This is a genomic window from Vreelandella sp. H-I2 (assembly GCF_052959335.1).
In genome coordinates this window covers 74,420-99,946 of record NZ_JBRAMC010000002.1, presented here as the reverse complement: position 1 = coordinate 99,946, position 25,527 = coordinate 74,420, and the positions used below count along the sequence as shown (strand labels likewise).

Here is a 25,527-nt window from a genome sequence, read left to right as displayed (position 1 = left end):
AGCACACGCCGCCACCGACGACACCCGGATACCTACATGAAAGATACGATAGTTTCTCTGCTCGAAGGCGCGGTTACCGCGCTCAAGCACCAAGGCGTGCTGCCGAACGACCTTCAACCTGTGATCAAAGTCGACCCCACCAAAGACAAAGCCCACGGTGATTACGCCACCAACTTAGCGCTTATGCTGGCCAAACCGGCTGGTAAAAATCCACGTGAATTGGCTAATTCGCTGGTCGCCGCGCTCCCCGAAAGCGACGCTATCCAAAAAACCGAGATTGCGGGCCCCGGGTTTATCAACTTTTTCGCCGCCGCCGATGCCGCCGCACAAATCGTTGCTCAAGTGCTCGACTGTGGCGACACCTTTGGCCGTAGCCTAATCGGCAAAGGTGAGAAAGTGCAGGTAGAGTTTGTGTCCGCCAACCCCACGGGCCCGCTTCACGTAGGTCATGGTCGTGGCGCGGCGATTGGTGATTGCCTATGCCGCCTGCTCGAAGCCACCGGTTACGACGTTACCCGCGAGTTCTATTACAACGATGCCGGCGCCCAGATCGCCAACCTGGCGCGTTCTGTACAAGCGCGAGTAAAAGGCTTGGGGCCTGATGATGCTAGCTGGCCTGAGGACGGCTATCGTGGGGAATATATTAGCGATGTCGCCAATGACTACCTGGCGGGTAAAGCGGTGAGCGCTGATGACCGCGAAGTCACCGCCAAAGCCGATCCAGACGATTTAGAAGCTATTCAAGAATTTGCGGTGGCGTGGCTACGCCGCGAGCAGGATCTGGATCTAAAAGCCTTCGGTGTTGAGTTCGATGTTTATTTCCTTGAATCGTCACTGTACGAAGACGGCAAGGTAGACGCCACCGTTGAGAAGCTGGTAAGCGCAGGCCACACTTATGAAGATGACGGTGCCATGTGGCTGCGCACCACCGATTTCGGTGATGACAAAGACCGGGTGATGCGTAAACGTGATGGCGGCTATACCTACTTCCTGCCTGATGTGGCCTATCACCTGGATAAGTGGCAGCGCGGCTTCAAAACCGTGATCAACGAACAAGGTGCCGATCACCACTCTACCGTCACACGCGTTCGCGCCGGTTTACAGGCATTGGAAGTCGGTATTCCTAAAGGCTGGCCCGACTACGTGCTCCACCAGATGGTCATGGTTACCCGCTCAGGTGTCGAGGTAAAACTCTCCAAGCGAGCCGGCAGCTATGTCACCGTGCGAGACTTGATCGACGAAGTCGGCCGCGATGCTACGCGCTTCTTCCTCGCTGCTCGCCGCGCCGACTCCCAGCTCACCTTTGATATCGATCTGGCCCGTTCACAATCGAACGACAACCCGGTGTATTACATTCAGTACGCCCACGCCCGGGTATGCAGCATGCTGCGCAAAGCACAGGACGCCGGCCAGCCTTTCGATCACGCCCTGGCACTGGCCAACCTAGCGTTGCTGGATTGCGATCAAGAGAAAGCGGTCATTAATCGTTTGGCGCGTTTCCCAGAAGTGGTAGAAACCGCCGCTAGAAATCGCGAACCACAGCAGGTTGCTCAGTACTTGCTTGACCTGTCTGGCGACTTCCACACCTGCTATAACGCTGTCAAAGTGATGGTTGACGACGACACCCTACGCAACACGCGTCTGGCGCTCGGCCTCGCCACTCGTCAAGTGCTGCGCAACGGGCTTGATTTAATGGGGGTTAGCGCCCCAGAGGAGATGTAGTCCATGGCTAGCCCGCGTAAAAAGCCCGCCCGCCGCGGGGCGACTTCGCAGCGCAAAGCGGCCCGCAGTTCAGGCGGCGGCTTTCGCCTGCCTGGCTGGCTCTGGGGCCTTGCTGGCATGGCGGCAGGCTTCTTTTTGGCTCAGCACCAGCACGGCACCGCTCCTTGGCAAGAACAAAGTGAAGCTCCTCAGGCCACGGTGTTACCCAAGCCCGCCGGTAGCGAGGAACGGGCTGCCGCACGTGAAACCGAAGAAGCTAACGAGCCGTCGATGCCGACGTTTGAGTTTTATACACTGCTGCCGGAAACGGAGGTGATAGCCCCCGGCGTCACGCTGCCTTCCAGCGTTGTTCGCCCGGAGGAAAGCGAACAGACAGCCGATAGCGATACGGCTACTGGCGCTGCCAGCGATGACCCCATCGCTCAGGTCATTGCGGCCAATACCCGCCCGGAGGATCAAGTATCTACAGCCCACGAGAATGAAGCGGCTACCAATAACCCGGGGCGCTATATGCTCCAGGCTGCCTCATTTCGTCAAGTAAGCGATGCCGAACAGCTGCGCGGTCGGCTGCGCAATTTAAGTCTGCTGGCTGAAATCAGTGAAGTACAGGCGGACGGCAATACTTGGCACCGCGTCCAAGTGGGGCCTTACGATGACACTCGCGAACTGAATCGCGCCCAGGATCTAATGAACACCCAAGGTATTGAGCCACTGCTTATCCAACTGCAAAACTGATAATCCCTCCCCGATGTCCTGCGGGCGGTTGATTTTTTATCAGCCGCCCGCATTTTGTTGTGAATGCTTACACAACGGTCGCTCAATGAGCGACCCGCCAGTCATCGGGAGCGCGTCTCCCCCAAGGAGTTATCTCCATGACCACTATTGTTTCCGTTCGTCGTGGTAATCAGGTTGCCCTCGCCGGCGATGGCCAGGTATCGCTGGGCAATACCGTAATGAAGGGTAACGCCAGCAAAGTGCGTCGCCTCTACCGTGGCAAAGTGCTGGCCGGGTTTGCCGGTGGCACCGCGGATGCATTCACGCTGTTTGAACGCTTTGAAGCACAGCTGGAAAAGTACCAAGGGCATCTAACCAAGGCAGCGGTCGAACTCGCCAAAGACTGGCGCACCGACCGGGCACTGCGCCGCCTGGAAGCACTGTTGGCCGTGGCCGACCACAGCGCCTCGTTGATCATCACCGGTAACGGTGACGTCGTTGAGCCCGAACGCGGCATTATCGCCATTGGTTCTGGCGGCAACTTTGCTCAGGCCAGCGCCCGGGCACTATTAGAAAATACCGAGCTGTCGGCGCGTGACATCACCGAGAAGTCGCTGGCTATCGCGGGTGATATCTGCGTGTTCACCAACCATCACGTGACGCTCGAAGAGCTGTCGATTGACGGTCGCTAATCCGTTTATGCGATCTCTAAACGTCGCTCAATACATACAAAGGTTACCTTTATGACTCAGATGACACCCCGCGAAATCGTTCACGCCCTGGATCAATACATTATTGGCCAGCAGGATGCTAAACGCGCCGTCGCAATTGCCCTGCGTAACCGCTGGCGTCGCATGCAGCTCGATGACGACCTGCGCCCAGAAGTCACTCCCAAGAATATTTTGATGATTGGCCCCACGGGTGTCGGCAAAACTGAAATTGCCCGTCGCCTTGCCAAGCTGGCCAAAGCACCGTTTATCAAAGTCGAAGCAACCAAATTTACCGAAGTCGGCTATGTGGGTCGCGATGTTGAGTCGATTATCCGCGATTTAATGGAAGCCGCGATCAAGATGGTGCGCGAACAGGCCAAAGAGGAAGTCAGCCACCGCGCTGCCGATGCTGCCGAAGACCGCGTGCTGGATGCGCTTCTACCGCCGCCGCGGGGCCAGGAAGATAAGCCGCGCGATGACAACGGCACCCGCCAGACCTTCCGCAAAAAACTACGTGAAGGCCAGCTGGATGATAAAGAGATCGATATTGAAATATCATCCCAGGGTCAAGGTATCGACATCATGACCCCGCCGGGCATGGAAGAGATGACCAGTCAGTTGCAGAGCATGTTCTCCAACATGGGCCAGCAGAAGCGTGAAAATCGTCGCGTCACGGTCAAAGAGGCGCTGGTACTGCTGCGCGATGAAGAAGCGGGCAAGCTGGTCAACGAGGAAGAAATCAAGGCCCGCGCGGTCTACTCGGTTGAACAACACGGCATCGTATTCTTGGATGAGATCGATAAAGTAGCCAAGGGCAGCGGTCAGTCCAGCGGTGGCGAAGTCTCCCGCGAGGGTGTTCAACGTGATCTCTTGCCACTGATTGAAGGCTCTACCGTTTCGACCAAATACGGTATGGTCAAAACCGACCACATTCTGTTTATTGCCTCCGGTGCCTTCCACCTTTCACGTCCTTCGGATCTGATTCCCGAGCTGCAGGGCCGCTTGCCGATTCGCGTGGAGCTTGATGCGCTTACGCCCAATGACTTCAAACGCATTCTTACCGAGCCTTCTGCCTCGCTGACCAAGCAGTACCAAGCGCTGCTGGCTACCGAGGGATTGGATGTTGAGTTCACCCCAGATGGTATCGAGCGTATTGCGCAGATATCCTGGCAGGTCAACGAAGGTACCGAAAACATTGGTGCCCGCCGCTTGCACACGGTAATGGAACGGTTGTTAGAAGAGGCCTCCTTCAGGGGCGGCGACATGGAGAGTCCGCTATTGATTGATGGCGACTATGTCAATGCTCAGCTTGGCGAACTGGCGGTCGACGAAGACCTTTCGCGCTATATTTTGTAAGCGCTTTTATTCTTCGTACCGTTTTAGCGGAGCGTAGGTGGTGATCAGCTACCTACGCCCTGCCATTTTAGAGGTTTATCATGATTGCCCCTACGCCCACCCGTGTTCACTACCATAAGCAGGCCCGCGAGCTAGAGCTTGGCTACGCCACTGGTGAAAGCTATCGGTTGCCGGTGGAATTTTTACGCGTCTACTCTCCCTCTGCGGAAGTGCGCGGTCACGGTGGCGACACCGCTGTCTTACAGGTAGGTAAAAAAGATGTCGGCCTGCAAAATATCACCCAGGCTGGCAACTATGCGCTGAAACTGCACTTTGACGATGGTCATAATAGCGGCCTGTTTAGCTGGAACTATCTGTATGATTTAGCGGTTAACCAAGAGGCCTACTGGAACAATTACTTGCAGCGCTTGCAGGAGGCTGGTGCGTCGCGAGAGCCTGCTAGTATTCAATTCAAGCAGCTGTAACCGCCTGCCTCAGCCCCTACGTAGACAAGCCGGGCAGACAAGCCAGGGCGGACAAGGCTACAATGATGCCAACCTTTTAATCGCGTCGGCCCCTACGTCCACGACCTAAGGCCGATTTGCTATCGCCTCGCATACGGGAGCTGTTGCCCAATGAGCCCCACTGAAAAACGCACCACCCACTTTGGTTTCCAAGAAGTACCGGTTGATGAAAAAGCCTCGCGTGTGGCCGATGTATTCCACTCGGTTGCCGCCCGCTACGACGTGATGAACGACTTGATGTCTATGGGCATCCACCGCGTTTGGAAACGGTTAACCATTGAACGCGCAGGCGTGCGCCCCGGCCATCATGTGCTGGATATCGCTGGCGGCACAGGTGATTTGACACTCAAATTTTCCCGCCTGGTTGGCCCGCGAGGCAAGGTCGTGCTGGCCGATATTAACGCCTCCATGCTCAAAGTCGGTCGCGACAAGCTGATGGATAATGGCGTGGGCGGCAACGTAGAGTATGTTCAGGCAAACGCCGAGTCCCTGCCGTTTCCCGATAATAGTTTCGACTGCATCACCATTGCGTTTGGTCTGCGCAATGTCACCGATAAAGATGCCGCGCTGCGCTCCATGGCCCGGGTGCTCAAGCCCGGCGGGCGCCTGTTAGTGCTGGAATTCTCAAAGCCCAACAATGCGCTGCTCTCCAAGGCTTACGACGAGTACTCTTTCCGCCTTCTGCCCAAAATGGGTGAACTGGTGGCTGGCGACGGCGAAAGCTACCGCTACCTGGCGGAGTCTATCCGCATGCACCCTGACCAGGAAACGCTCAAAAGCATGATGGAAGCGGCTGGGCTTGAGCGTGTTGAATACACCAACTTGACGGGCGGCATCGTTGCGCTGCACCGCGGCATTAAGCTATGAGGCTTCAGTCGCTACAGACCCAGAGGTCAGCATGCTGGTAACCCCGACCCTACTGTTGGCCGGTTGTGAACGCACGCTCAATGCCCTACTCGCCCGTGACCCGGCAGCGCCCTCACGGCTGGCGGCACTGGCGGGCAGTCGTTTATTGGTGCGCCTGGAACAGCCTCATCTTGAGTTGGTCATTCATTATCACCACACCGGCCTGGACCTAATGCGTGGCGAAGGCATTGATGAAACCGAGGTAGATGCGGTCGTCGAGCTCACCCCCGAAACGTTTTCAGAGTGGATCAGCGGCGCCTCCATTGAGCGGTTAATGTTTGACGGCAAACTGGCTGTGCGCGGGCGTATTCATCTGCTTGAAGCGACCCGCGACCTGCTTTTCGACTTGGATATAGACTGGGAAAACGAATTGGCCCGCTGGCTTGGTGATATGCCAGCCCACTCCTTGGCCGAAGGCCTACGTCGCGCCACGCGTTGGGGGCTACGTGCCAAAGATGAGCTGATGCAGGATGTGTCAGAGTTCGTTTTTGAAGAGGCGCGCTTGCTACCAGGGCGACAGCAACGCAATGTGTTGCGCGAGCATCTGACCGAGCTAGAAGTAGCTACCGATCGCCTGGAAGCACGTTTTAACCGCTTGCAGCGCATCCTGTCGCAACAGCAAAACGCCACTCAGGAGCCACGTCCATGAGCCTGCGTCTGCTGCGGATTAGCTGGGTCATCACTCGCCATCGGTTGGATACGTTGCTGCCGTTAGAGCGGCTGCCCTGGTGGCTCCGGACACTCCTGTGGTTTTCACCGCTGCGCTTAGTGCCCATTGGCAAACGTACACGTGGTGAGCGCCTGCGCTTGGCCTTGGAAGCCTTGGGGCCGATTTTTATCAAATTCGGTCAAATGCTTTCGACTCGTCGCGACCTGTTACCGGCGGATATTGCCGACGAGCTAAAACGCCTGCAGGACCAAGTCCCTCCTTTTCCTGGCGATCAAGCCGCCGCCCGTGTTGAGAAAGCGCTGGAAACGCCTCTGACCGTAGCCTTTGCTGAGTTTGACCGAGTTCCGCTCGCCTCGGCCTCGATTGCTCAGGTGCACGCGGCAAGGCTGCATACCGGTGAAGACGTGGTAGTGAAAATTATTCGTCCCGGTATTGATCGTGTCATGCGTCAGGATATGGCGCTGATGTATCAAGTCGCCAAACTCTTCTCCAAAATTCCTGAAGCACGTCGTCTGCGTCCGGTGGAAGTCATTCGCGACTACGAAGCCACACTCTTTGACGAATTAGATCTCTACAAAGAGGCTGCCAACACCTCGCAACTTAAACGTAACTTTAAAGACTCACCGCTACTGTTCGTACCGACGATCTACTGGCCCTTCACTCGCCGCCACGTGATGGTTCAGGAGCGTATCCGCGGTATTCCAGTGGCTGATTTAGAGACGCTGATTGCCCGGGGCACCAACCTGAAAAAGCTTGCCGAGCGCGGCGTTGAGCTTTTCTTCACCCAGGTGTTTCGAGATAACTTCTTCCACGCAGACATGCACCCAGGCAATATCTTCGTCAACTGCGACAATCCCGAAGATCCGCAGTACATTGCCATCGATTGCGGCATTGTCGGTAGCCTGACGCGCGAAGATCAGGACTATTTGGCGCGCAACTTATTGGCATTTTTCCACCAGGACTATTATGAAGTAGCTGCACTGCATATTGAATCCGGCTGGGTGGGGGAAAATACCCGTGCCAACGAATTCGCAGCGGCCATTCGCACTGTTTGCGAGCCTATTTTAGAGAAGCCGCTGAAAGATATTTCTTTTGGCCAAGTGCTATTGGGGCTGTTTCAAACTGCGCGGCGCTTTAATATGGAAGTGCAGCCGCAATTAGTGCTATTGCAAAAAACATTGCTCAATATTGAAGGCTTGGGGCGGCAGCTCTACCCCGACCTAGACCTTTGGAGTACCGCAAAACCGTATTTAGAGCAATGGATGAAAGAGCGCGCTGGGGTCAGCGGTTTATGGGAATCACTGAAGCGTCAGGCACCGGAGCTTTCACATCAGCTACCCGAACTGCCCGTCTTAGCTCACCAAGCACTTAGCCGCATGGAACACGAGCATCGCCAACGCCATCAGCAGGTTGACGCCATCAGCGCCATGCGCGTTCAAATGGTGCGCCACAGCAAGCGCCTCTATCGCCTTCGCCTGGGCTTGATTCTGCTGGCGCTAGCACTGGCTTGGCAGCCCTTAAGCGGATGGATTGAGCTTCAAGAGTGGCCGGTATTGGCCGCTGCCGCCATCGGTTTGCTGCTGCTGGTGTGGCAATAGCATTGCGCATTAACCGTTTATAAGGAATTCCCATGGACAGCGACTCATTATCGGCAAACAATCCATCGACTAACCCTGCGTATGTGCTAGATACTCTCAATGAGGTATTAAAGCAGCGACGTCATGCAGCAGCGGAAGATTCTTATGTTGCCTCCTTGCATCATAAGGGCTTGAACAAGATACTCGAAAAAGTCGGTGAAGAAGCCACTGAAACGGTGCTTGCGGCCAAGGATGCAGAGCACGGCGGTGAGAACGAACGCCAAGCACTGATTTCTGAGACTGCCGACCTGTGGTTTCATAGCTTGGTGATGTTGTCTCACCTTGAGATGGATCATCAAGCTGTATTAGATGAACTGGCACGACGCTTTGGCATTTCCGGACACGATGAAAAAGCCTCTCGTCAGCCATAACAGCTACATAACAATTCTTAGCGCTTATAGTGGCAATATTTGTAATGATAGCATTTGCATCAACAACGAAAGTTAACCTGCTCGCATGAGGAAACGCATATGTTAGGTGGCATTAGTATTTGGCAGTTGCTGATTGTTCTGGGCATCATCATCCTGGTTTTCGGCACTAAAAAACTGCGTAACGTTGGCACCGATCTAGGCGGTGCGGTCAAAGGCTTCAAGAAAGCCATGCACGACGAAGAAAAAAGCAAAGACGGTGACAAGGAAAACGCCGACCAGCCGCATGCAAAGGTGAGCCATGAAGAGCCAGGCAATACGTACGACGTTAAAGCCGAAGAGAAACAGGCCGCAGAAGGCCGCAACGAAGAGCGCAAATAAACCATGCTGGATATCGGTTTTCTTGAACTGATGCTCATTGGCGTCGTCGGGCTGCTAGTGCTTGGCCCGGAGCGGCTGCCCCGTGCCGCCCGCACGGCGGGCATGTGGATTGGCAAGATAAAGCGCACGGTATCCGGCATGCAGCGTGAAATCAGCGCCCAGCTAGAAGCAGAAGAACTACGGCAAAAGCTCAATGAACAGCAGAAAAAACTCGACGACAGTCTGAAGAAAGCCAAGCTGGACGTAGAGAGCATCGCGGACAGTTCTTCTGAAAAAGCGCCAACAACAAGCGACACTGAACAGCGTGTCGCTAAGGCAAGCTCTCGACTGAACGATGCCCTGAAAACCGTACGTGAAGAAACGCCTCCGTCGTCTCCGGCACCTTCCTCGACAGCGCCCCTTCGCGAGGCGGAATCTGAATCGGCTGAATCTGAAGAGACTGCATTGAAAAAGGACCGTAACCACCAATGAGTATGTCTGGCGATTCAAAGGAGCCGCGTGAAGAACAAAGCCAAGCCCCTCTCATTGAGCACCTGATTGAACTACGCTCACGGCTTATGCGTGCCGTGATCGTTATCTTAGTGGTCTTTTTAGGCCTCTATGCCTTTGCCAATGATATCTATACGTTTGTGGCCGAGCCTTTAATGGAGTTACTGCCCGAAGGCTCGCAAATGATTGCCACGGAAGTGGCCTCGCCGTTCTTGGCCCCCTTCAAGCTCACGCTGGTCGTCGCGGTGTTTATCGCTATCCCCTTCGTGCTGCATCAGGCATGGGCTTTTATCGCGCCTGGGCTTTACGACAATGAGAAAGCGCTGGCGATTCCGATTCTGGTTTCAAGTATTGCGCTTTTCTACGGCGGTGCGGCGTTTGCTTATTACGTGGTTTTCCCGCTGCTATTTGAATTCTTTACCCAAACCGGGCCCGAAAATGTCGCGGTGATGACTGATATCAATCAGTATTTGAACTTCGTTCTTAAGCTGTTTTTTGCCTTCGGCGTGGCGTTTGAAATCCCTATTGCTACCTTTTTGCTTATTCTTTCCGGCGCCACGACGGTTGAAAGCCTGTCGAAAAAACGCCCTTATATCCTGTTAGGCTGTTTTGTCATCGGGATGCTGCTAACGCCGCCGGATGTGATTTCCCAGAGTCTGCTGGCGATTCCCATGTACTTGCTTTACGAAGTTGGGCTGCTGTTTGGCCGCTTGGTGCGCAAGCGCAAGGAGGAGAAAGAGGCCGCTGAAGAGCAGGAAGCTGAGCTTTAACAACATTGAGCTGTAACAACATAGATTAGCTATCTGAAAAAACCGCCGCCATCACTGATGGCGGCGGTTTTGTATTTAACATTGAAAGCCACATCAACGAAGTAACTACTTAGTCCATCATCTCAGCGATGCGATCTACCAATTTAAAAATACCCGTGGCAGCTTCACTAATACGTGTTGCTAACATATAGGCAGGCGTCGTTACGACGCGATGCTCAAGATCAACCACAATATCTTCTACCACACAGCTGCGGTGCAGCCCACCCATCGCGCTAATCGCACCAGAAACCGCAGGATCATTACCGACGGTGACTGCAATACCATCCCCCAACAGACGAGGCACCAATACGGGAGAAATGCACATCAAGCCAATAGGCTTGGCCTCTTGGCGAAAACCAACCAATGATTCTTTTAGCGCTTCCAACACCTGCATATTATTACTGGCGCTGGCAAAGTCCGATAAATTCTTGGCGACGCCAAAACCACCGGGCACAATCACTGCATCGAAGCTATCAGCCACTAAATCTTCCAGCGGGCTGATCTCTCCCCGCGCCAGGCGGGCCGATTCCTGCAGCACATTACGCTGCTCGCCCTCTACCACCTCTTGAGTGAGATGATTTACGACATGGTGCTGGTCTATATTCGGGGCAAAACAATGGTAACCAATACCTAACTGATCCAGGCGCAGCAGCGTCAGCGTGGTCTCATATATTTCTGAACCATCGTAAACGCCGCAACCGGCTAAAATCACTGCCACCTGTTTGGTCATGCCTATCTCCTTATCCCAGGGTCTGCCGAACGCAATACAGCAAAGCAATCGCTCACTTTAGTCAGTCTGGCGTGTCGCCACAAGACGGCTTTCGCCGCAGGGTTTGGCTGATATACTCATCACAAGCCTTCTGGCACCCTCATTTACAGCCCTTACTGGAGATAACTCTTGAGTACACCCACTTCCCGCCACTTTCCCGCCACACGCATGCGCCGTATGCGCCGCGATGATTTCTCACGCCGCTTGATGCAGGAAAACAGCCTGAATCCGTCAGACCTGATCCTGCCGGTCTTTGTACTGGAGGGAGAAAACCAACGTGAAGCCGTGGCCTCCATGCCAGGCGTTGAACGGCTCTCTATCGACCTATTGATTGAGCAAGCCCGCGAGGCCTACGAACTGGGCATCCCAGCATTGGCGCTATTCCCTGTAGTCGGCGCTGAGCAAAAAAGTGAACTTGCCGAAGAAGCGTATAGCGCTAGTGGATTAGTGCAGCGTAGCGTACGCGCCCTTAAAGAAGCACTTCCCGATTTCGGTATCATTACAGACGTGGCGCTTGACCCTTATACCAGTCACGGACAAGACGGCATTCTCGATGAGCATGGCTACGTGCAGAATGACCGCACGGTGGATACGCTGCTCAAACAGGCGCTTTCCCATGCCGAAGCGGGTGCCGACGTGGTTGCCCCTTCCGATATGATGGATGGACGCATTGGCGCCATTCGCCAAGTATTGGAGCAAGAGCATCTTCACAACGTACGTATTATGGCCTATAGCGCCAAGTACGCGTCCCACTACTATGGTCCTTTTCGCGATGCAGTGGGTTCAGCTGCCAATTTGGGCAAAGCGGACAAACGCACTTATCAAATGGATCCTGCCAACAGCGATGAAGCGCTACACGAAGTGGCCATGGATATTGCTGAAGGCGCCGACATGGTGATGGTCAAGCCCGGCATGCCTTATTTGGATGTGGTTCGCCGGGTGAAAGCCGAGCTAAAAGTCCCCACTTTCGCCTATCAAGTCAGCGGCGAGTACGCCATGCACCGGGCGGCCTTTGACAACGGCTGGCTGGATGCAGACCCCGTCATACTGGAATCATTGATGTGCTTCAAAAGAGCTGGCGCTGACGGGATTTTGACCTACTTTGCCCTTGATGCAGCGCGGCTACTACAGCGTCGCTAGCCTGCTGTGATAAAGATGACAGCAAGGTGACACTTATTTGTCATCTTCTCCCCGCATACTGGATAGATCTAAACGTATCCGGCTGTGATACCTTCGAGCTATCAATGCGGGGAGAGCCACTATGGACGAACAAGCGTCAGATCCCTTACTTCTATCGTCTACTGATCAAACCAGCAGCGACGGCGAGATGCCGCTGCGTATTAATCGTACCCCAACCGGAGTACAAGCAAAAGACGCGCTAACGGAAACCGATCTTGACGACACCCAGCTCTATTTCAACCGCGAGCTATCGCACCTTCAATTTAACATTCGCGTGCTGGAACAGGCGTTAGACGATGCCCATCCGCTCCTTAACCGTTTAATGTTCCTACTGATATTCTCATCTAATATGGATGAGTTCTTTGAAATACGTGTGGCAGGGCTAAAGCATCAAATTGCCTTAGGCGATGAAACCGCCGCCGCCGATGGCCGTTTGCCCAAAGCGGTGTTGGCGGAAATATCCCAGGTTGCTCATGAGCAAATTGATCGTCAGTATCAAATGCTCAACGATAGCCTACTGCCTGCCCTAGAAACCCAGGGGCTGCGTTTTCGCCGCCGTGACCAGTGGACCGATGCGCAAAAAGAGTGGGGGAGGACGTTTTTTGATAACGAAATCATGCCGGTCATCAGCCCCATTGGACTCGACCCATCCCACCCCTTCCCCCGCCTGGTTAATAAAAGTCTCAACTTTATTGTCGAGCTGGAAGGTAAAGACGCCTTTGGACGCGCTGGAGGAATGGCGATATTACCGGCACCACGTTCACTACCGCGTTTAATGGCGCTGCCAAAGGAGCTATGCGAGGAGGGGTTTGCCGAGTACGTGTTCCTATCTTCGATGATCCATGCTCATGCCGATGAGCTGTTCCCCGGTATGCGCGTGCGTGGCTGTTACCAGTTCCGGCTAACCCGCAACGCAGATATGAGCGTAGACCCCGAGGAGGTTTCGGACCTGGCCTCGGCGCTGCGCGGTGAGCTATTAGCCCGCCGCTATGGCAGTGGCGTACGTTTGGAAGTTGCCGACAATTGCCCTGATGACCTAACCAATTTTCTATTGCGCCAGTTTGAGCTTGAAAACGATGATTTATACCGCGTTAAAGGCCCAGTGAACTTAACCCGTATGATGTCAGTGCTCAGCGATGTTGATCGTCCCGATCTGGTCTATCGCCCTTACACGCCGAGCATTCCCAAAGCACTCAAAGCAGGCAGTCTGTTTGACGCCATTGCCAAGAACGACATCCTGCTGCATCACCCTTTTCAGTCGTTTACCCCGATTGAGGACCTGCTGCGCGAAGCGGCGCGTGATCCTAATGTACTGGCGGTGAAGCAGACACTCTACCGCACGGGCGCAGATTCGCCTATTGTCAGCGCACTGGTGGATGCCGCCAGCCAGGGTAAAGAGGTTACGGTGGTAATTGAGCTGCGGGCGCGTTTTGATGAAGCTGATAACCTGCAGCTCGCGTCGCGCCTGCAGGAAGCTGGCGCTATCGTTGTCTACGGGATTATGGCGTATAAAACCCATGCCAAAATGCTGCACATTGTGCGTCGTGAGAAAGGCGAACTGTGCTACTACGCGCACTTAGGCACTGGCAACTACCACTCCAAAACAGCCAAGCTTTACACCGACTACAGCCTGCTGACCGCCAATAAAGCATTGTGCGCCGATGTCCATAAGGTATTCCAACAGCTCTCGGGGATGGGTCGCGCACGTAAAATCGATACGCTGCTGCATGCGCCGTTCACGCTGCATGAACGGCTGGTGGAAATGATCGATCGCGAAGCTCAGATAGCGCGTAAGGGCAAGCGCGGACACATAATCATTAAGTGCAACTCGTTAACCGAGCCCAAGCTGATTAAAGCACTCTATCGCGCCTCCCAGGCGGGGGTTGAATGCGACTTGATTATTCGCGGCATGTGCTGTTTGAAACCGGGTGTGCAGGGCGTTTCAGAGAACATCCGTGTGCGCTCGATTATTGGCCGTTTTCTGGAACACACGCGGGTGTTCCACTTCCACAATGATGGTAAGCCAGAGACGTGGTGCTCTAGTGCCGACTTTATGTCGCGTAATATGTTCCATCGGGTGGAGACCTGCTTTCCATTACTGGATAAAAAACTCGCCACCCGCGTACGTAAAGACCTTGAGACCTACTTGGTGGATAACTGCCAGAGCTGGCTGCTCCAGACCGACGGCAGCTACCGGCTCCAAGCCCCTGGTGAAGGCGATGCAATAAGCGCCCAGGAAACCCTCCTCTACGCCTATGCATCGAAAAGTTAGCCGTCATGTTCCCCCCGTTGCCATCGCCGCAGGGGGTCTCTCACTTTTCAAAACTTACGCATAGCGTTGGCGAAGTACCTTAGCAGCTTCCACCATGTTGGCCAGTGCAGGCTCTACTTCCGCCCAGCCACGGGTTTTTAGCCCACAATCCGGGTTCACCCAGAGTCGATCGGCGGGGATTTTTGCTAACGCCTTTTCCATTAAATCGACCATCCAGCTCACCTCGGGGATATTCGGGGTATGGATATCGTAAACACCTGGTCCGATTTCATTGGGATAAGCGAAGTCCTGAAAAGCATCCAATAAATGCATATCTGAACGCGACGTTTCAATCGTAATCACGTCGGCATCAAGTGCTGCGATCGCGCCAATGATGTCATTGAACTCCGAGTAACACATATGCGTATGAATTTGGGTAGCATTGGCGACGCCTGCAGCACTTAGCTGAAAACTCTCGACGGCCCAATCCAGATAGCCTTGCCACTCATGCTGACGCAGTGGCAGCCCTTCGCGCAGTGCCGGCTCATCAATTTGAATAATATTGATCCCGGCTTTTTCCAGATCCAATACCTCATCTCGCAACGCCAGCGCAATCTGACGACAGGTGATTTCCCTTGGTTGGTCATCACGCACAAACGACCACTGCAAAATTGTGACCGGCCCCGTCAACATACCTTTCATGGGCTTGTTGGTCAGTGTTTGGGCATATTGGCTCCAACGCACCGTCATTGGCTTGGGTCGTGAAACGTCACCAAAAATGACTGGCGGCTTAACGCAGCGTGAACCGTAGCTCTGCACCCAACCAAACCGGGTAAAAGCAAACCCTTCAAGCTGCTCACCAAAATACTCCACCATGTCGTTGCGTTCGGCTTCACCGTGTACCGGCACATCGATATCCAGCGCTTCCTGGCGTTCAACCGCATAGGTAATCTCGGCTTGCATACGCGCTTCGTAGTCAGCTAATGCCAACTCTCCTGCTTTAAAGGCGCGCCGCGCAGCACGAATCTCATCGGTTTGCGGGAAAGAGCCAATGGTCGTCGTAGGAAACAGCGGCAATTTGAGCGTGTCCCGCTGTGCCTCTACACGCACCGTGTAAGGCGCCTGACGCTGGCTATCGGTGGGGCTAATCGCCGCTAAACGCGCGCCGACAGCAGGTTGGTGGATGCGCACCGACTCACGTCGAGCATCAAGTGCTCGGGTGGCTTCATCCAAGCGTTGCTCATCGTCAGGCGTGACGCGGTTACCGATTAAGCGTGCCAGAGTAACCACTTCGGCAAGTTTCTGCTGCGCAAAGGCCAACCAACTGATTAACTCAGCGCCGAGATCCGTTTCTTGTTCTAAATCCACCGGGACGTGCAACAGCGAGCAGCTCGGCGCTAACCAAAGGCGCTGGCCCAGCCGCACTTTTAGCGGAAGAAGGCGCTCGCGCAAAGCAGCCAGATCGGCCCGCCAGATATTACGTCCATCGATAAAACCAACCGATAGCACCTGATGAGGCCCCAGGCGGTCTATTACACTCTCCACTTGCTGCGGAGCGCGCACCGCGTCAATGTGCAAACCAGCGACGGGCAGACGGGTAGCCAGCGAGAGGTTGTCACCCAGGCCGCCGAAATAAGTGGCCAGCAATAACTTTAACGGTGCTGACTGTAAGCGGTGATAAGCTCGCTCATAGGCTTGCTGCCATGCCAGCGGTAGATCCTGTACCAGCGCCGGTTCATCCAACTGCACCCATTCAATACCTTGAGTGGCAAGCCGCGCCAATATTTCACTGTACACGTTCAATACGCTATCGAGCAGACTAAGACGATCAAAGTCCCCGCCTTTGGCTTTGCCCAGCCATAGCCACGTTAGTGGCCCCGTTAATGTTACTTTGGGAGTAAAGCCAGCACGCAATGCTTCATCGACCTCATCAAACAGGCGGCTGGACGCCAGGGTAAAGGTTTGTCCTCCGTGCAGCTCAGGCACAAGGTAATGATAGTTGGTATCAAAGTATTTGGTCATTTCACACGCCGCGGCGGGTTCACCACTGGGTGCTCTGCCACGAGCCATACGAAAGGCAGTGTCAAGATCGATATCGCCATCAGCAACTTCCGCTTGAGCGTTAAAGCGTGCAGGCACCGCACCTAACATAACCGAAACGTTAAGCACTTGATCGTAAAAAGCAAAATCACCCACGCTGACAAAATCCAAGCCAGCATTCTGCTGCACCTGCCAATGGCGCAAGCGCAGCTCTCGACCAGTGCTTTCCAGCTCGCTACGCGTGTAGTCACCCTTCCAGTACGCTTCAGTGGCTTTTTTAAGCTCGCGCTGAGCGCCAATGCGGGGATAGCCGAGGGTATGAGAAACTGTCATGATGATACCTACCAACGTGAATGATTCACACAGTCTGGGCACCAAGCCATGCTGAATCAAACTAAAGTTACTAATATTAAAGATGAAAATAATTCACCATGATTGAGTTACGCCATTTACGCACACTACTTGCCCTTCGCGAAACCGGTTCACTTGTAGAGGCCGCCGAACGAGTACACCTGACCCAATCGGCGCTTTCGCACCAGCTCAAAGACCTAGAAAGCCGTGTGGATAGCCCACTTTTTGTGCGTAAAACCCGCCCAGTGGAATTTACGCGCGCAGGGTTGCATCTGCTCGCCCTGGCTGACCAAGTGTTGCCTGAGGTACGCAAAACAGAGCGTGATTTAGCGCGCTTAGCGGGCACCGAGCAGGGGCGTTTGCATATGGCGATTGAGTGCCACAGCTGCTTTCAATGGTTAATGCCGACGGTTGATTATTTTCGCGACCATTGGCCGGAGGTGGAAATTGATATTCCCAGTGGCCACCACTTCGATCCGCTCCCAGCGCTTGCGCGTGAGCAGCTTGATCTAGTGATCACTGCCGACCCTCAGCCGCTTGAGGGCATTCACTACGCGCCATTGTTTCGCTATGAGGGATTATTAGCCGTCGCGCGGCAGCATGCTTTCGCGGGCAAGATGTTCATTAAACCTCATGCGCTGGCTGACGAAACCTTAATAACGTACCCCGTTGAACAGTCACGGCTGGATATTTTCACCCAGTTTTTGCAACCGGCGAACGTGCGCCCGCGTGAGATTCGTACGGCAGAATTGACGATAATGATGATGCAACTGGTCGCCAGCGGGCGCGGCGTATGCGCTCTACCCAACTGGGCGCTGACCGAATATCTGGAGCGTGATTACGTGAGCGCAGTGAAGCTAGGCGAGCATGGTGTATGGAGCACGCTGTATGCGGCGATTCGCGAAGAGACGAGAGAGGCACCCTGGATGCAGGATTTCTTACGCACCGCGCGGGAAACCTCCTTTGCGGTGCTAACAGGGGTTAAACCGGCGGATCGCGACGCGGAACCAACAGCGTAAAGCGCGCGCCTCCCAAGGTAGGGCTGGTATCAATGGTAACGCTGCCCCCATGCCCGGCCATGATTTTCTGCACAATCGATAGCCCTAACCCGTAGCCCCCTGAACTGCGGGCACGGCTGTCATCCAGTCGGGCAAAGGGCTTGAAGATATCAGCCCTTGCTTCAGGTGGAATGCCGGGGCCGTCATCCTCGACATCAATACGCACTAGATTAGGCTCATCCCAAAGCTGAATGACTACCTGGGATTTACCATGACGACAGGCATTACCAACTAAATTCTGCAGTGCGCGCTGTAAATAGCGTGGCTCTGCCAGCAACTCAATTTCAGGGCCCGACGCAAGCGTCAGCGTTAGTTCTTCATGCAGCGGCGACAGCGTATCAATCACCCGTTCCGCCATGGCACGACACTCCACCAATGCCGTCTCAAGCTCAGCACCATTAAAGGTTTCACTGTCTAGACGTGCATAGGTAAGGATTTCATCGACCAGCTCATCCAGCTCGGCAATATCCGCATCAATACCCTGTAATTGGCGACGAATAGCGGGTTGATCGGTCATATCCTCGACCATTTGCACAGCGAAACGAATACGCGCTACCGGCGTTCGCAGTTCGTGGGAAACTGCGCGAATCATCTCTTGCTGACCACGCAGAAGGCTCTGCACCTGATTGGCCATGCCATTAAAGGCCATGCCTAAACGGCCTAGAAAGTCCCCACTCTCTACCTTCACCCGGGTTTCCAGGCGACCGCTGGCGATGCGTGTTGCGGCTAGCTCCAAGCGTGCCATACGAGCTTCGATGCTGCGCATTATTAAATAAATAATCAGGCTGAGAACAATCATCAGCCCAACCAGGAGAGGCAGGTGTAGATTCGGTGGCAACGTATCACCGCGGGAAATAGGCCCGGCTTGCAGCCATTGGGATTCACCCGGCAGTTGATAGAGCAGTACTAGAGACAGCTTATCAGAGACCAGCTTCGTGATGACGCTGCCACTGGCCAGCTGTATCTGCTGCTGTGCCGTGAGTCCCTTAGGTAACGTCGGCAATAGTTGCAACGGCCAGCTGCCCGGACGTAACTCGGCGATCCGCTCTTCACGTTCATCAGCAGGCATTGCCGCGAGCCATTCGCCCAGCAGTTCAATGCTGCCGTACCACTGGTGTTCTCCCCAATCATCAAGCCTCGCTTGCAGCAGCCAAACATCGCCGGGCAGGCGCTGTTGCAGTAGCCAGGGACTTTCATCGACCAGTATTTTGCCTTGTTCCAAGCGAGACCGTTCAAAATAACCTAAGTCAGCCTCACTGATAGGCTGCAGGGTAAGCTGCAACGCTAATTGCTGAGCAAATTGATCCAGCAACACTTTTCGCTGTTCTACAGGCGTGTCGGCTAGCTGTCGTGTCATTAACGACATGGGTAGCGCGGCAAGCTGTTCACGATAGTCTTCGCGGCGTACCTGTTCAATAAAGGAACGCCCCGCTAACGCAATCACAAATACCACCAATAGCGCTACGCCCAGCAACAAATAAAACCGTAGAAACGAGCCATTACTGAGCATCCGCCGCATGATGCAGGCCCTCTGAATCATTAACTGTCTTTAACGAAGAGATAACCTTTACTGCGCACCGTTTTGATCCGGTGGGGATGATTAGGATCATCGCCAATTTTGGGTCGAATGCGAGACACGCGTACATCAATGGAACGATCTTGTCCGTCGTATTTAATCCCGCGTAAGTCGTTAAAGATCTCTTCACGGGTAAGCACTCTTCCTGCGTTACGGCCTAGCAACCAAAGCAGGTCAAATTCGGCGCTGGTTAAGTCAATACGTTCACCAGAGAGCCAGGCTTCACGAGTGGCGTTATCAATTTCAAGATTTTCAAAACGCAACCGCATTTCACCGTCCGGTGCAGGCCCGTCGGCACGGCGAAGCAGTGCACGCATACGTGCAAGCAACACCCGAGGCTGAACCGGCTTTGGCACATAATCATCGGCGCCCATTTCGAGACCCAGCACTTGGTCGAGATCATCGGTTCGTGCTGTCAGCATCATGATTGGGCCAGCAAAGTTGGGCCTGACACGGCGGCAAATCGCTAAACCATCTTCGCCTGGCAACATTAAATCTAAAATCACCAAATCGGGCTGTAGGGTTAAAATACGCTCGACCCCTTTAGCACCGTCAGCTTCCAGCGTTACTAAGAAGCCGTTCGCTTCTAAGTAATCACGGGTAAGCTCGGCCAGACGTTTGTCATCTTCAATGATCAGAACATGATCTTGGTCGGGATATTCTGGTGTTACAGGCTCTTGCGATTCAAGCGCCTGAAATTGCTGTTCCAAATGATCTACCATCCTCTTTATGCCCTCCGCTCAGCTGTTTATTTTTCACCCGCTCACCCTGTATCATCGCAGGCGCACCCTTGTTGGCTCTAAGGATAACTCAAATCTATCAAAACACCTGCTTCTGTCGTTACATTACGCTTATTGATAGATACATATGACCCGACACTTGATTCTCACACCAGCGAGAGCTAATGTGGAAGCGCTAACTGTCGACAATGTGACAGGAGGAACCTGCCATGGGAAGTAGCAAAACGAAAAGTGTCATTAAACGTGTTTACGTTCCGACCCAGGTGCGCGACCTGCCCAATGGGGAAAAATTAAAAATCCCTGGGCATTATAAAGCGCCGCCCGGCGAAGGAAACGACACAAACGAGTAATTTGTGATTTAGTTACGAGTGCTCAAGCTACCAAAAAGGCAGGCCATTGATGGCCTGCCTTTTTTTGACTTAATTGCAAGGGTAGTTAGCTTTTCAGTCGCTAACCTTTTGGACCAAAAATGAACCATGCGATTAAGCCGATTAACGGGAAAAACAATAACACAAGGATCCATACCAGCTTAGCAACACCACCGGCTCCGCTTTTGGCCACTTTTACAATGGCCCAGATCACGATGATGAGCCAAATTAGCCCTAACAATCCACCTACTTCAATGCCCATAGCAACTCCTTAGCGTGTTGGCACTCATTAAAAATTTGCTAATTACATCAATCGCACATTCACAAACTGAACTCACTGTTCGGGAAGGCTCAACACCATCTCGCCCGCCTGCATTTCAATCGACAGCAAATTCAGAAAGCTCATGCCGAGTAATACCGTGTCGCGCTCCATGCCGGGGCTAATCGCCCCCTGCACATTCTGCACTTTTAAACCGCCTAACGAAACCTCTTCTAACGCTGTGAGGGCACCCGCTACCCGGCCATTAGCGGTATTAAACCAAGCGCTGCGCCCAGGCTCCAAGCCTAGTTCGTGCGCTAGATCGGTGGGTATCGATACATAAGTGGCGCCAGTGTCGAGCAAAAAAGTGACGGACACTCCGTTAATACGCCCCGGCGACTCAAAATGCCCGGCACGATTACGTTTTAAGGTAACCGGCTCACCAGCAGGTAGCGTATGCACGACATTGGCGTTGGGACGCATCATCTCTTCCAGGCCACCGTGTATCCACCAAGTCCCAACCGCCATTAACAGTATCCAAAATAACAGCATCATAACGATGCTGCCGCGTTGTGCTATTGGAGTTGTCATGTGCGTTGCCATACGTCACCTCACTGAGGTAAAGGTGCCTTGCGATGCTTTATAACGCTTGGCTTTATAACTGCTGGCTTTCCATTGGGCTTTCCCAGGCGAGTGCAGCCTCTCGGCCACGACGCTCATTGACCCTGGCGCAAATCAACATCGCGATAACGAACAGGGCAACACATAATAGAATAGACGCTTGTAAGCCAATCAGCGTTTGCAACACACCCAACATCACGATGCCAAACACCCCCGCTAGCTTATTCGCTAACCCCCAGAAGCCGAAAAACTCTGCTGATTTAGCCAGGGGAGAAAATAGCCCCACTAACGCGCGGCTGGCCGATTGGCTAGAACCTAGACTGAGCCCCGCCAAACAGCCCACTACGAGAAATACGTATTGAGCCTGCCATACCACATCAAAATGCCCGTTCACCCACTGGGTAACCGCTGGCGTTGCCCAGATGGCAATAATAGCCAATACCCATAGCGCCAGCGTCATTTGGTAAGTGTGCTTGGCTCCTAGCTGATCCTGTAACCAGCCAAACCCCAACGCACCCGCAGCAGCAGTGACTTGAACAATAATGAACATGATGTTGCGCACGTCTTCATCCCAACCAATCACTTGTGCGCCATAGATAAACGCAAACGCGATGATGATGTAGACACCGGCCATCGAGAACAGCAGTGATGTCAGGAAGACGGTCAGGTCTTTAAAATGGCGTAGCTCATGCAGGGTGGTCGTGACACGATTCAGGGCAATATGACGATAAGAGATGCCTCGGGGGTGGGGTGTACCGCGTTCTTTCAGCCATAAGAAAGTGGGGATAGCGGTAATCAGGAAAAACCCGGCGGCAAAGGGGCCCACCCAGCGTATGCGTTCAAAGTTATCAACGCTTGCCTCGCCTAGTACTACCAGGGTGAAACCCGCCGCAAATAAACCGCCAATATAACCTAAGGCCCAACCAAAGCCGGATATTTTGCCCAGCGACTTTGGCGGTCCAAGCTCAGGTAAAAAAGCGGCAATAAACGATTCGCCCATGGAATAAGCGTAGTTAGACAGCACAATCAATAACAGGCCCATAATGACATAGCCAGGCTGAACGAAGAAAAGCATGGCAGTGGTGACCACCGTAGCTAGATAGCTAAATAGCAAAAAACGCTTTTTCTCAGCCCGGTAGTCCATCACCGCGCCGCACAGCGGTGCCGTAATAACCACCATGAGATAACTAAGGGCCAGACCGAGACTCCATAAGAAGTTAGCAAGCCGGAAGTTATCGCCACGATCCCCCACAATCACAGTCGTAAACAACTCGCCGAATACCACCGTAATAATCAGTAATGTGTAGGCTTGGTTGGCAAAATCAAACATCGCCCAGCCGAATATTTCACGACGCGATGCGTAATCATCCGTCACCTTAGCAGTGTTGGCAGCCAGCATTGGTTTTCTCTCGCAGAGGGAGCGGTAAGCCTAGCAGGTGGGACCATCAAGACGCCACGGCTTGCTTGGTCAGCTCATAGATAACAGCCGGCCAACACCCTTATCACGCTAAATGGTTTGGCCGAAATCGTAGAAAGACACGCAAACGCCCGGCTAAGAAGCCGGGCGTAAAACAGCAGCATTACAAAAAATACCTAGCTTAAGAGCAACCAGTGGGCGACCACGGCGGCAAGGCCAATGATCATGGCTGTTAGTACAGCCACAGTAACTACCCGATCAAGCCAGCGATCAAAGGCAGCCCCCTTGGGTTGCCTTCGCGTCGCGCCATGGCGCCCCTGCCGCGCCATTAGCATTGTCGCTTCATATGTCGCTGCTCCCTAACGACCTAGCCCGCCATTGAGGGCCTAGTCACTTTTTATTAGTGCTGATAACTGATGCTAACTATTAATGCGCCGATTGACCACACTCGGTGCACGACGTAAGCGCTCTTCTTCACCTAACATCTCAGCTTCAAAGGCATCAGCACCCACCGGCGTTTCACCATGGCGGCGATAAAGCTGCGTGAGCATAGCCTTGCGGTCTGCGCGTAGCTCCTGCACCAATACAAACACCATCATATAGAGAATAAAGGTGAACGGCAGCGCCGACAGCACTGATGCCGATTGCAGCCCCGTTAAACCACCCGAGGCGATCAGCGTCAGGCAGATAGCGGCGATAAGCACGCCCCAGATAACACGCTTATACAGGGGCGGATTGATCGAACCATTATCAGTCATTTGCGCTACGATATACGAGGCCGAATCAGCGGACGTGACCAGAAAAATAAAAATTAGCATCATTGCGACCACCGACAGCACGCCAGAAAATGGCATTAAGTCGAACATCTCAAACAGCGCCACCGTTATATTATCCTGGGTCGCCGCTGCCAAGCCGACATCCGTACCGTTCAACTCCATCTGAAGCGCGGCCCCACCAAACACGCCTATCCACAAACAGGCCAGCAGCGGGGGTACAAACAACACTCCAAATACATACTCTTTAATGGTACGGCCACGTGATACGCGGGCAATAAAGGTACCAACAAATGGCGACCAGGCAATGACCCACGCCCAGTAAAAAATCGTCCAGCTGCTAGCCCACTCGTTATCGCTATAGGGCGAAATGCGTAGGCTCATGCCGATAAAGTTCTGCAGATAATCACCAATACCCACCGTAATCGTTTCTAATATCGCCACGGTAGGGCCAGTGAACAGTACGTATAACATTAGCCCAATACATAAAATCATATTGAGGTTAGAAAGACGCTTAATCCCTTTATCTAAGCCCGACCAGGTCGATGCCATATAAGCGCAGAACATCACGAAGAGAATAATAAATTGCCACAGACCACTTTCCGGCAAGCCGAAAACGGCGTTTAACCCCCCGTTCATCTGCAATACGCCTAACCCAAGCGAAGTTGCTACCCCCATAACGGTGGCAACTACCGCGAACACATCCAACCAGGAAGCGTAGGGGCGAACTTTAGGATTTTTAGCCGTTATCGACGACAGCACCGAAGAAACTAGCCCTGCCTGTCCTTTACGGAACTGAAAATAAGCAATGATCAAGCCCACAATCGAGAAGGCCGCCCACTGGTGTATTCCCCAGTTAAAATAGCTGTATTGAATAGCGTAGCGTGCTGCAGCTTCGGTTTCAGCGGTTCTATCGCCATAGGGAGGATCAATAAAATGGAACATGGGCTCCGCCATGCCATAAAAAACTAGCCCGACACCAAAGCCAGCGGCCAGTAACATGCTTATCCATGAAAAAAACGTATAGTTAGGGCTGCTGTCCTGGGGGCCTAAGCGTACTTTACCGTATTTACTTAGCGCCAGACCAAATAGAAAAATCACAAATCCAAACACAGAAAATAGATAAAACCACCCAAATAGCCCGGTAATGGTTGCCAGCGCCCCCTCTGCGGCATTTGCAAAACTTTCAGGAAACGACGCTCCGACAATTACCAAGCCAAATATAATCACCACCGATGCGATGAAAACCGACTTGCCTCCATGATTTGCCATATAACCGTCCTGTTAGATGAGCATTGTGCACCATATGTGTGCGTGTACAACTAAATAGTAACAGCTGAAAAGGTGAACCGCACTGCACGTACCAGGAGGGCATTCCGAGATTGGTTACGCATTTAAGCTATTGCTAAGCAGTGAACTTGCTAGAGCAACTGTGTTCCAATAGATGCGAATAACCGATGGAGGCTCTCATGCCACAGATGAATCGCGACCAACGCAATGCTGCATGGCAAGCGGCTAACCAATGGCGCGCCCGTGCAACACAAACCCAACCCACTGGCTTGACGGGCAGTTTAAAACTGCTGTTCACATGGTTGGCTTTTGGCGCGTTAATGATAGTAGGCGTGGTACTTGGCCTGTTTTTCTTATTAATTGGCTGGGCAATGATGCCGTTTATGCGGCATAAAATGAAAAAACGTATGGAACAAATGCGCGCCCAGCAAGCCCACGATATTGGAGGCGGCTATTCTAACGGGCATTCTCACGGGCACGCTTCCCAGCATAGTTCTGCGCACGGTCGTCCAGGTCATCAGGACGTACTAGAAGGCAGTTATGAAGTTAAAGGTGACCGTTAATTAACGT

At 53.4% G+C, this 25,527-nt stretch carries 25 protein-coding genes; 16 read left to right on the top strand and 9 right to left on the bottom strand.

Annotation, left to right across the window (positions count from 1 at the left end; all coding sequences use genetic code 11):
* Positions 1 to 36 precede the first annotated feature (36 nt).
* The 12 genes from argS (at position 37) to tatC (ending at position 10,226) form a co-directional block, all read left to right on the top strand.
* Positions 37 to 1,722 carry an arginine--tRNA ligase gene (gene argS, locus ACUVOF_RS05065; RefSeq protein ID WP_447043317.1) on the top strand — a complete coding sequence of 562 codons (1,686 nt, stop codon included), beginning with the start codon at positions 37 to 39 and terminating at the stop codon, positions 1,720 to 1,722.
* Positions 1,723 to 1,725: 3 nt separating this feature from the next.
* Positions 1,726 to 2,457, top strand: coding sequence for an SPOR domain-containing protein (locus tag ACUVOF_RS05060; protein WP_447043316.1), 732 nt, complete (start codon positions 1,726 to 1,728; stop codon positions 2,455 to 2,457).
* A gap of 137 nt (positions 2,458 to 2,594) precedes the next feature.
* Positions 2,595 to 3,128, top strand: coding sequence for an ATP-dependent protease subunit HslV (hslV, locus tag ACUVOF_RS05055; RefSeq protein WP_113268993.1), 534 nt, complete (start codon positions 2,595 to 2,597; stop codon positions 3,126 to 3,128).
* 51 nt (positions 3,129 to 3,179) lie between these two features.
* Positions 3,180 to 4,502, top strand: coding sequence for an ATP-dependent protease ATPase subunit HslU (gene hslU / locus ACUVOF_RS05050; RefSeq protein WP_447043315.1), 1,323 nt, complete (start codon positions 3,180 to 3,182; stop codon positions 4,500 to 4,502).
* An 80-nt stretch (positions 4,503 to 4,582) separates the two neighbouring features.
* Positions 4,583 to 4,966, top strand: a complete 384-nt coding sequence (locus ACUVOF_RS05045; protein WP_447043314.1) for a gamma-butyrobetaine hydroxylase-like domain-containing protein — start codon at positions 4,583 to 4,585, stop codon at positions 4,964 to 4,966.
* Positions 4,967 to 5,116: 150 nt separating this feature from the next.
* The gene (ubiE, locus tag ACUVOF_RS05040) at positions 5,117 to 5,872 is read left to right on the top strand and encodes a bifunctional demethylmenaquinone methyltransferase/2-methoxy-6-polyprenyl-1,4-benzoquinol methylase UbiE (protein WP_113268990.1); all 756 of its coding nucleotides are present in this window, start codon (positions 5,117 to 5,119) and stop codon (positions 5,870 to 5,872) included.
* A gap of 31 nt (positions 5,873 to 5,903) precedes the next feature.
* Complete coding sequence (locus ACUVOF_RS05035; RefSeq protein WP_447043313.1) at positions 5,904 to 6,560, top strand: ubiquinone biosynthesis accessory factor UbiJ; 657 nt, start codon at positions 5,904 to 5,906, stop codon at positions 6,558 to 6,560.
* Positions 6,557 to 8,179, top strand: a complete 1,623-nt coding sequence (gene ubiB / locus ACUVOF_RS05030; RefSeq protein WP_447043312.1) for a ubiquinone biosynthesis regulatory protein kinase UbiB — start codon at positions 6,557 to 6,559, stop codon at positions 8,177 to 8,179. The genes ACUVOF_RS05035 and ubiB overlap by 4 nt, the downstream gene beginning before the upstream one ends.
* Before the next feature lie 32 nt (positions 8,180 to 8,211).
* Positions 8,212 to 8,589, top strand: coding sequence for a phosphoribosyl-ATP diphosphatase (locus ACUVOF_RS05025; protein WP_447043311.1), 378 nt, complete (start codon positions 8,212 to 8,214; stop codon positions 8,587 to 8,589).
* Between the two features lie 99 nt (positions 8,590 to 8,688).
* On the top strand, positions 8,689 to 8,967 hold the full coding sequence (gene tatA, locus ACUVOF_RS05020; protein WP_447043310.1) for a Sec-independent protein translocase subunit TatA: 279 nt from the start codon (positions 8,689 to 8,691) through the stop codon (positions 8,965 to 8,967).
* A 3-nt stretch (positions 8,968 to 8,970) separates the two neighbouring features.
* Positions 8,971 to 9,438, top strand: a complete 468-nt coding sequence (gene tatB / locus ACUVOF_RS05015; RefSeq protein WP_447043309.1) for a Sec-independent protein translocase protein TatB — start codon at positions 8,971 to 8,973, stop codon at positions 9,436 to 9,438.
* Complete coding sequence (tatC, locus tag ACUVOF_RS05010; protein WP_447043308.1) at positions 9,435 to 10,226, top strand: twin-arginine translocase subunit TatC; 792 nt, start codon at positions 9,435 to 9,437, stop codon at positions 10,224 to 10,226. Before tatB ends, tatC begins: the two co-directional genes overlap by 4 nt.
* A 109-nt stretch (positions 10,227 to 10,335) precedes the next feature.
* Here the strand turns inward: tatC and elbB are convergent, their stop codons facing one another.
* Positions 10,336 to 10,995: an isoprenoid biosynthesis glyoxalase ElbB gene (elbB, locus tag ACUVOF_RS05005; protein ID WP_447043307.1), complete on the bottom strand. Its 660-nt coding sequence runs from the start codon at positions 10,993 to 10,995 to the stop codon at positions 10,336 to 10,338.
* Between the two features lie 168 nt (positions 10,996 to 11,163).
* Here elbB and hemB point away from each other — a divergent pair, with 168 nt between their 5' ends.
* Positions 11,164 to 12,174: a porphobilinogen synthase gene (hemB, locus tag ACUVOF_RS05000; protein ID WP_447043306.1), complete on the top strand. Its 1,011-nt coding sequence runs from the start codon at positions 11,164 to 11,166 to the stop codon at positions 12,172 to 12,174.
* Between the two features lie 121 nt (positions 12,175 to 12,295).
* Positions 12,296 to 14,485 (top strand): polyphosphate kinase 1, encoded by a 2,190-nt coding sequence (ppk1, locus tag ACUVOF_RS04995; protein WP_447043305.1) that lies wholly within the window; start codon positions 12,296 to 12,298, stop codon positions 14,483 to 14,485.
* 54 nt (positions 14,486 to 14,539) lie between these two features.
* Here ppk1 and metE read toward each other — a convergent pair whose 3' ends face one another.
* Positions 14,540 to 16,837, bottom strand: coding sequence for a 5-methyltetrahydropteroyltriglutamate--homocysteine S-methyltransferase (gene metE / locus ACUVOF_RS04990; protein WP_447043304.1), 2,298 nt, complete (start codon positions 16,835 to 16,837; stop codon positions 14,540 to 14,542).
* 98 nt (positions 16,838 to 16,935) lie between these two features.
* Here metE and ACUVOF_RS04985 point away from each other — a divergent pair, with 98 nt between their 5' ends.
* Positions 16,936 to 17,874 (top strand): LysR family transcriptional regulator, encoded by a 939-nt coding sequence (locus ACUVOF_RS04985; RefSeq protein ID WP_447043303.1) that lies wholly within the window; start codon positions 16,936 to 16,938, stop codon positions 17,872 to 17,874.
* Here ACUVOF_RS04985 and ACUVOF_RS04980 read toward each other — a convergent pair.
* The 7 genes from ACUVOF_RS04980 to ACUVOF_RS04950 form a co-directional block, all read right to left on the bottom strand.
* Entirely contained in the window at positions 17,837 to 19,432 is a 1,596-nt protein-coding gene (locus ACUVOF_RS04980; protein WP_447043784.1) for an ATP-binding protein, read from the bottom strand. The genes ACUVOF_RS04985 and ACUVOF_RS04980 overlap by 38 nt on opposite strands.
* 20 nt (positions 19,433 to 19,452) lie before the next feature.
* Entirely contained in the window at positions 19,453 to 20,211 is a 759-nt protein-coding gene (locus tag ACUVOF_RS04975) for a winged helix-turn-helix domain-containing protein (protein WP_447043302.1), read from the bottom strand.
* Between the two features lie 468 nt (positions 20,212 to 20,679).
* A complete protein-coding gene (locus tag ACUVOF_RS04970) occupies positions 20,680 to 20,859 on the bottom strand; it encodes a PLDc N-terminal domain-containing protein (RefSeq protein ID WP_447043301.1) in 180 nt (59 codons plus the stop codon).
* Positions 20,860 to 20,931: 72 nt separating this feature from the next.
* Positions 20,932 to 21,447, bottom strand: coding sequence for a retropepsin-like aspartic protease family protein (locus ACUVOF_RS04965; RefSeq protein WP_447043300.1), 516 nt, complete (start codon positions 21,445 to 21,447; stop codon positions 20,932 to 20,934).
* 64 nt (positions 21,448 to 21,511) lie between these two features.
* The gene (locus ACUVOF_RS04960) at positions 21,512 to 22,876 is read right to left on the bottom strand and encodes an MFS transporter (RefSeq protein ID WP_447043299.1); all 1,365 of its coding nucleotides are present in this window, start codon (positions 22,874 to 22,876) and stop codon (positions 21,512 to 21,514) included.
* Positions 22,877 to 23,070: 194 nt separating this feature from the next.
* Positions 23,071 to 23,229, bottom strand: coding sequence for a hypothetical protein (locus tag ACUVOF_RS04955; protein WP_447043298.1), 159 nt, complete (start codon positions 23,227 to 23,229; stop codon positions 23,071 to 23,073).
* An 84-nt stretch (positions 23,230 to 23,313) separates the two neighbouring features.
* Entirely contained in the window at positions 23,314 to 24,939 is a 1,626-nt protein-coding gene (locus ACUVOF_RS04950) for a BCCT family transporter (protein WP_447043297.1), read from the bottom strand.
* A gap of 197 nt (positions 24,940 to 25,136) precedes the next feature.
* On the opposite strand from ACUVOF_RS04950, the gene ACUVOF_RS04945 reads away from it, so the two are divergent.
* Positions 25,137 to 25,520: a hypothetical protein gene (locus tag ACUVOF_RS04945; protein WP_447043296.1), complete on the top strand. Its 384-nt coding sequence runs from the start codon at positions 25,137 to 25,139 to the stop codon at positions 25,518 to 25,520.
* The last annotated feature ends 7 nt before the right edge of the window (positions 25,521 to 25,527 follow it).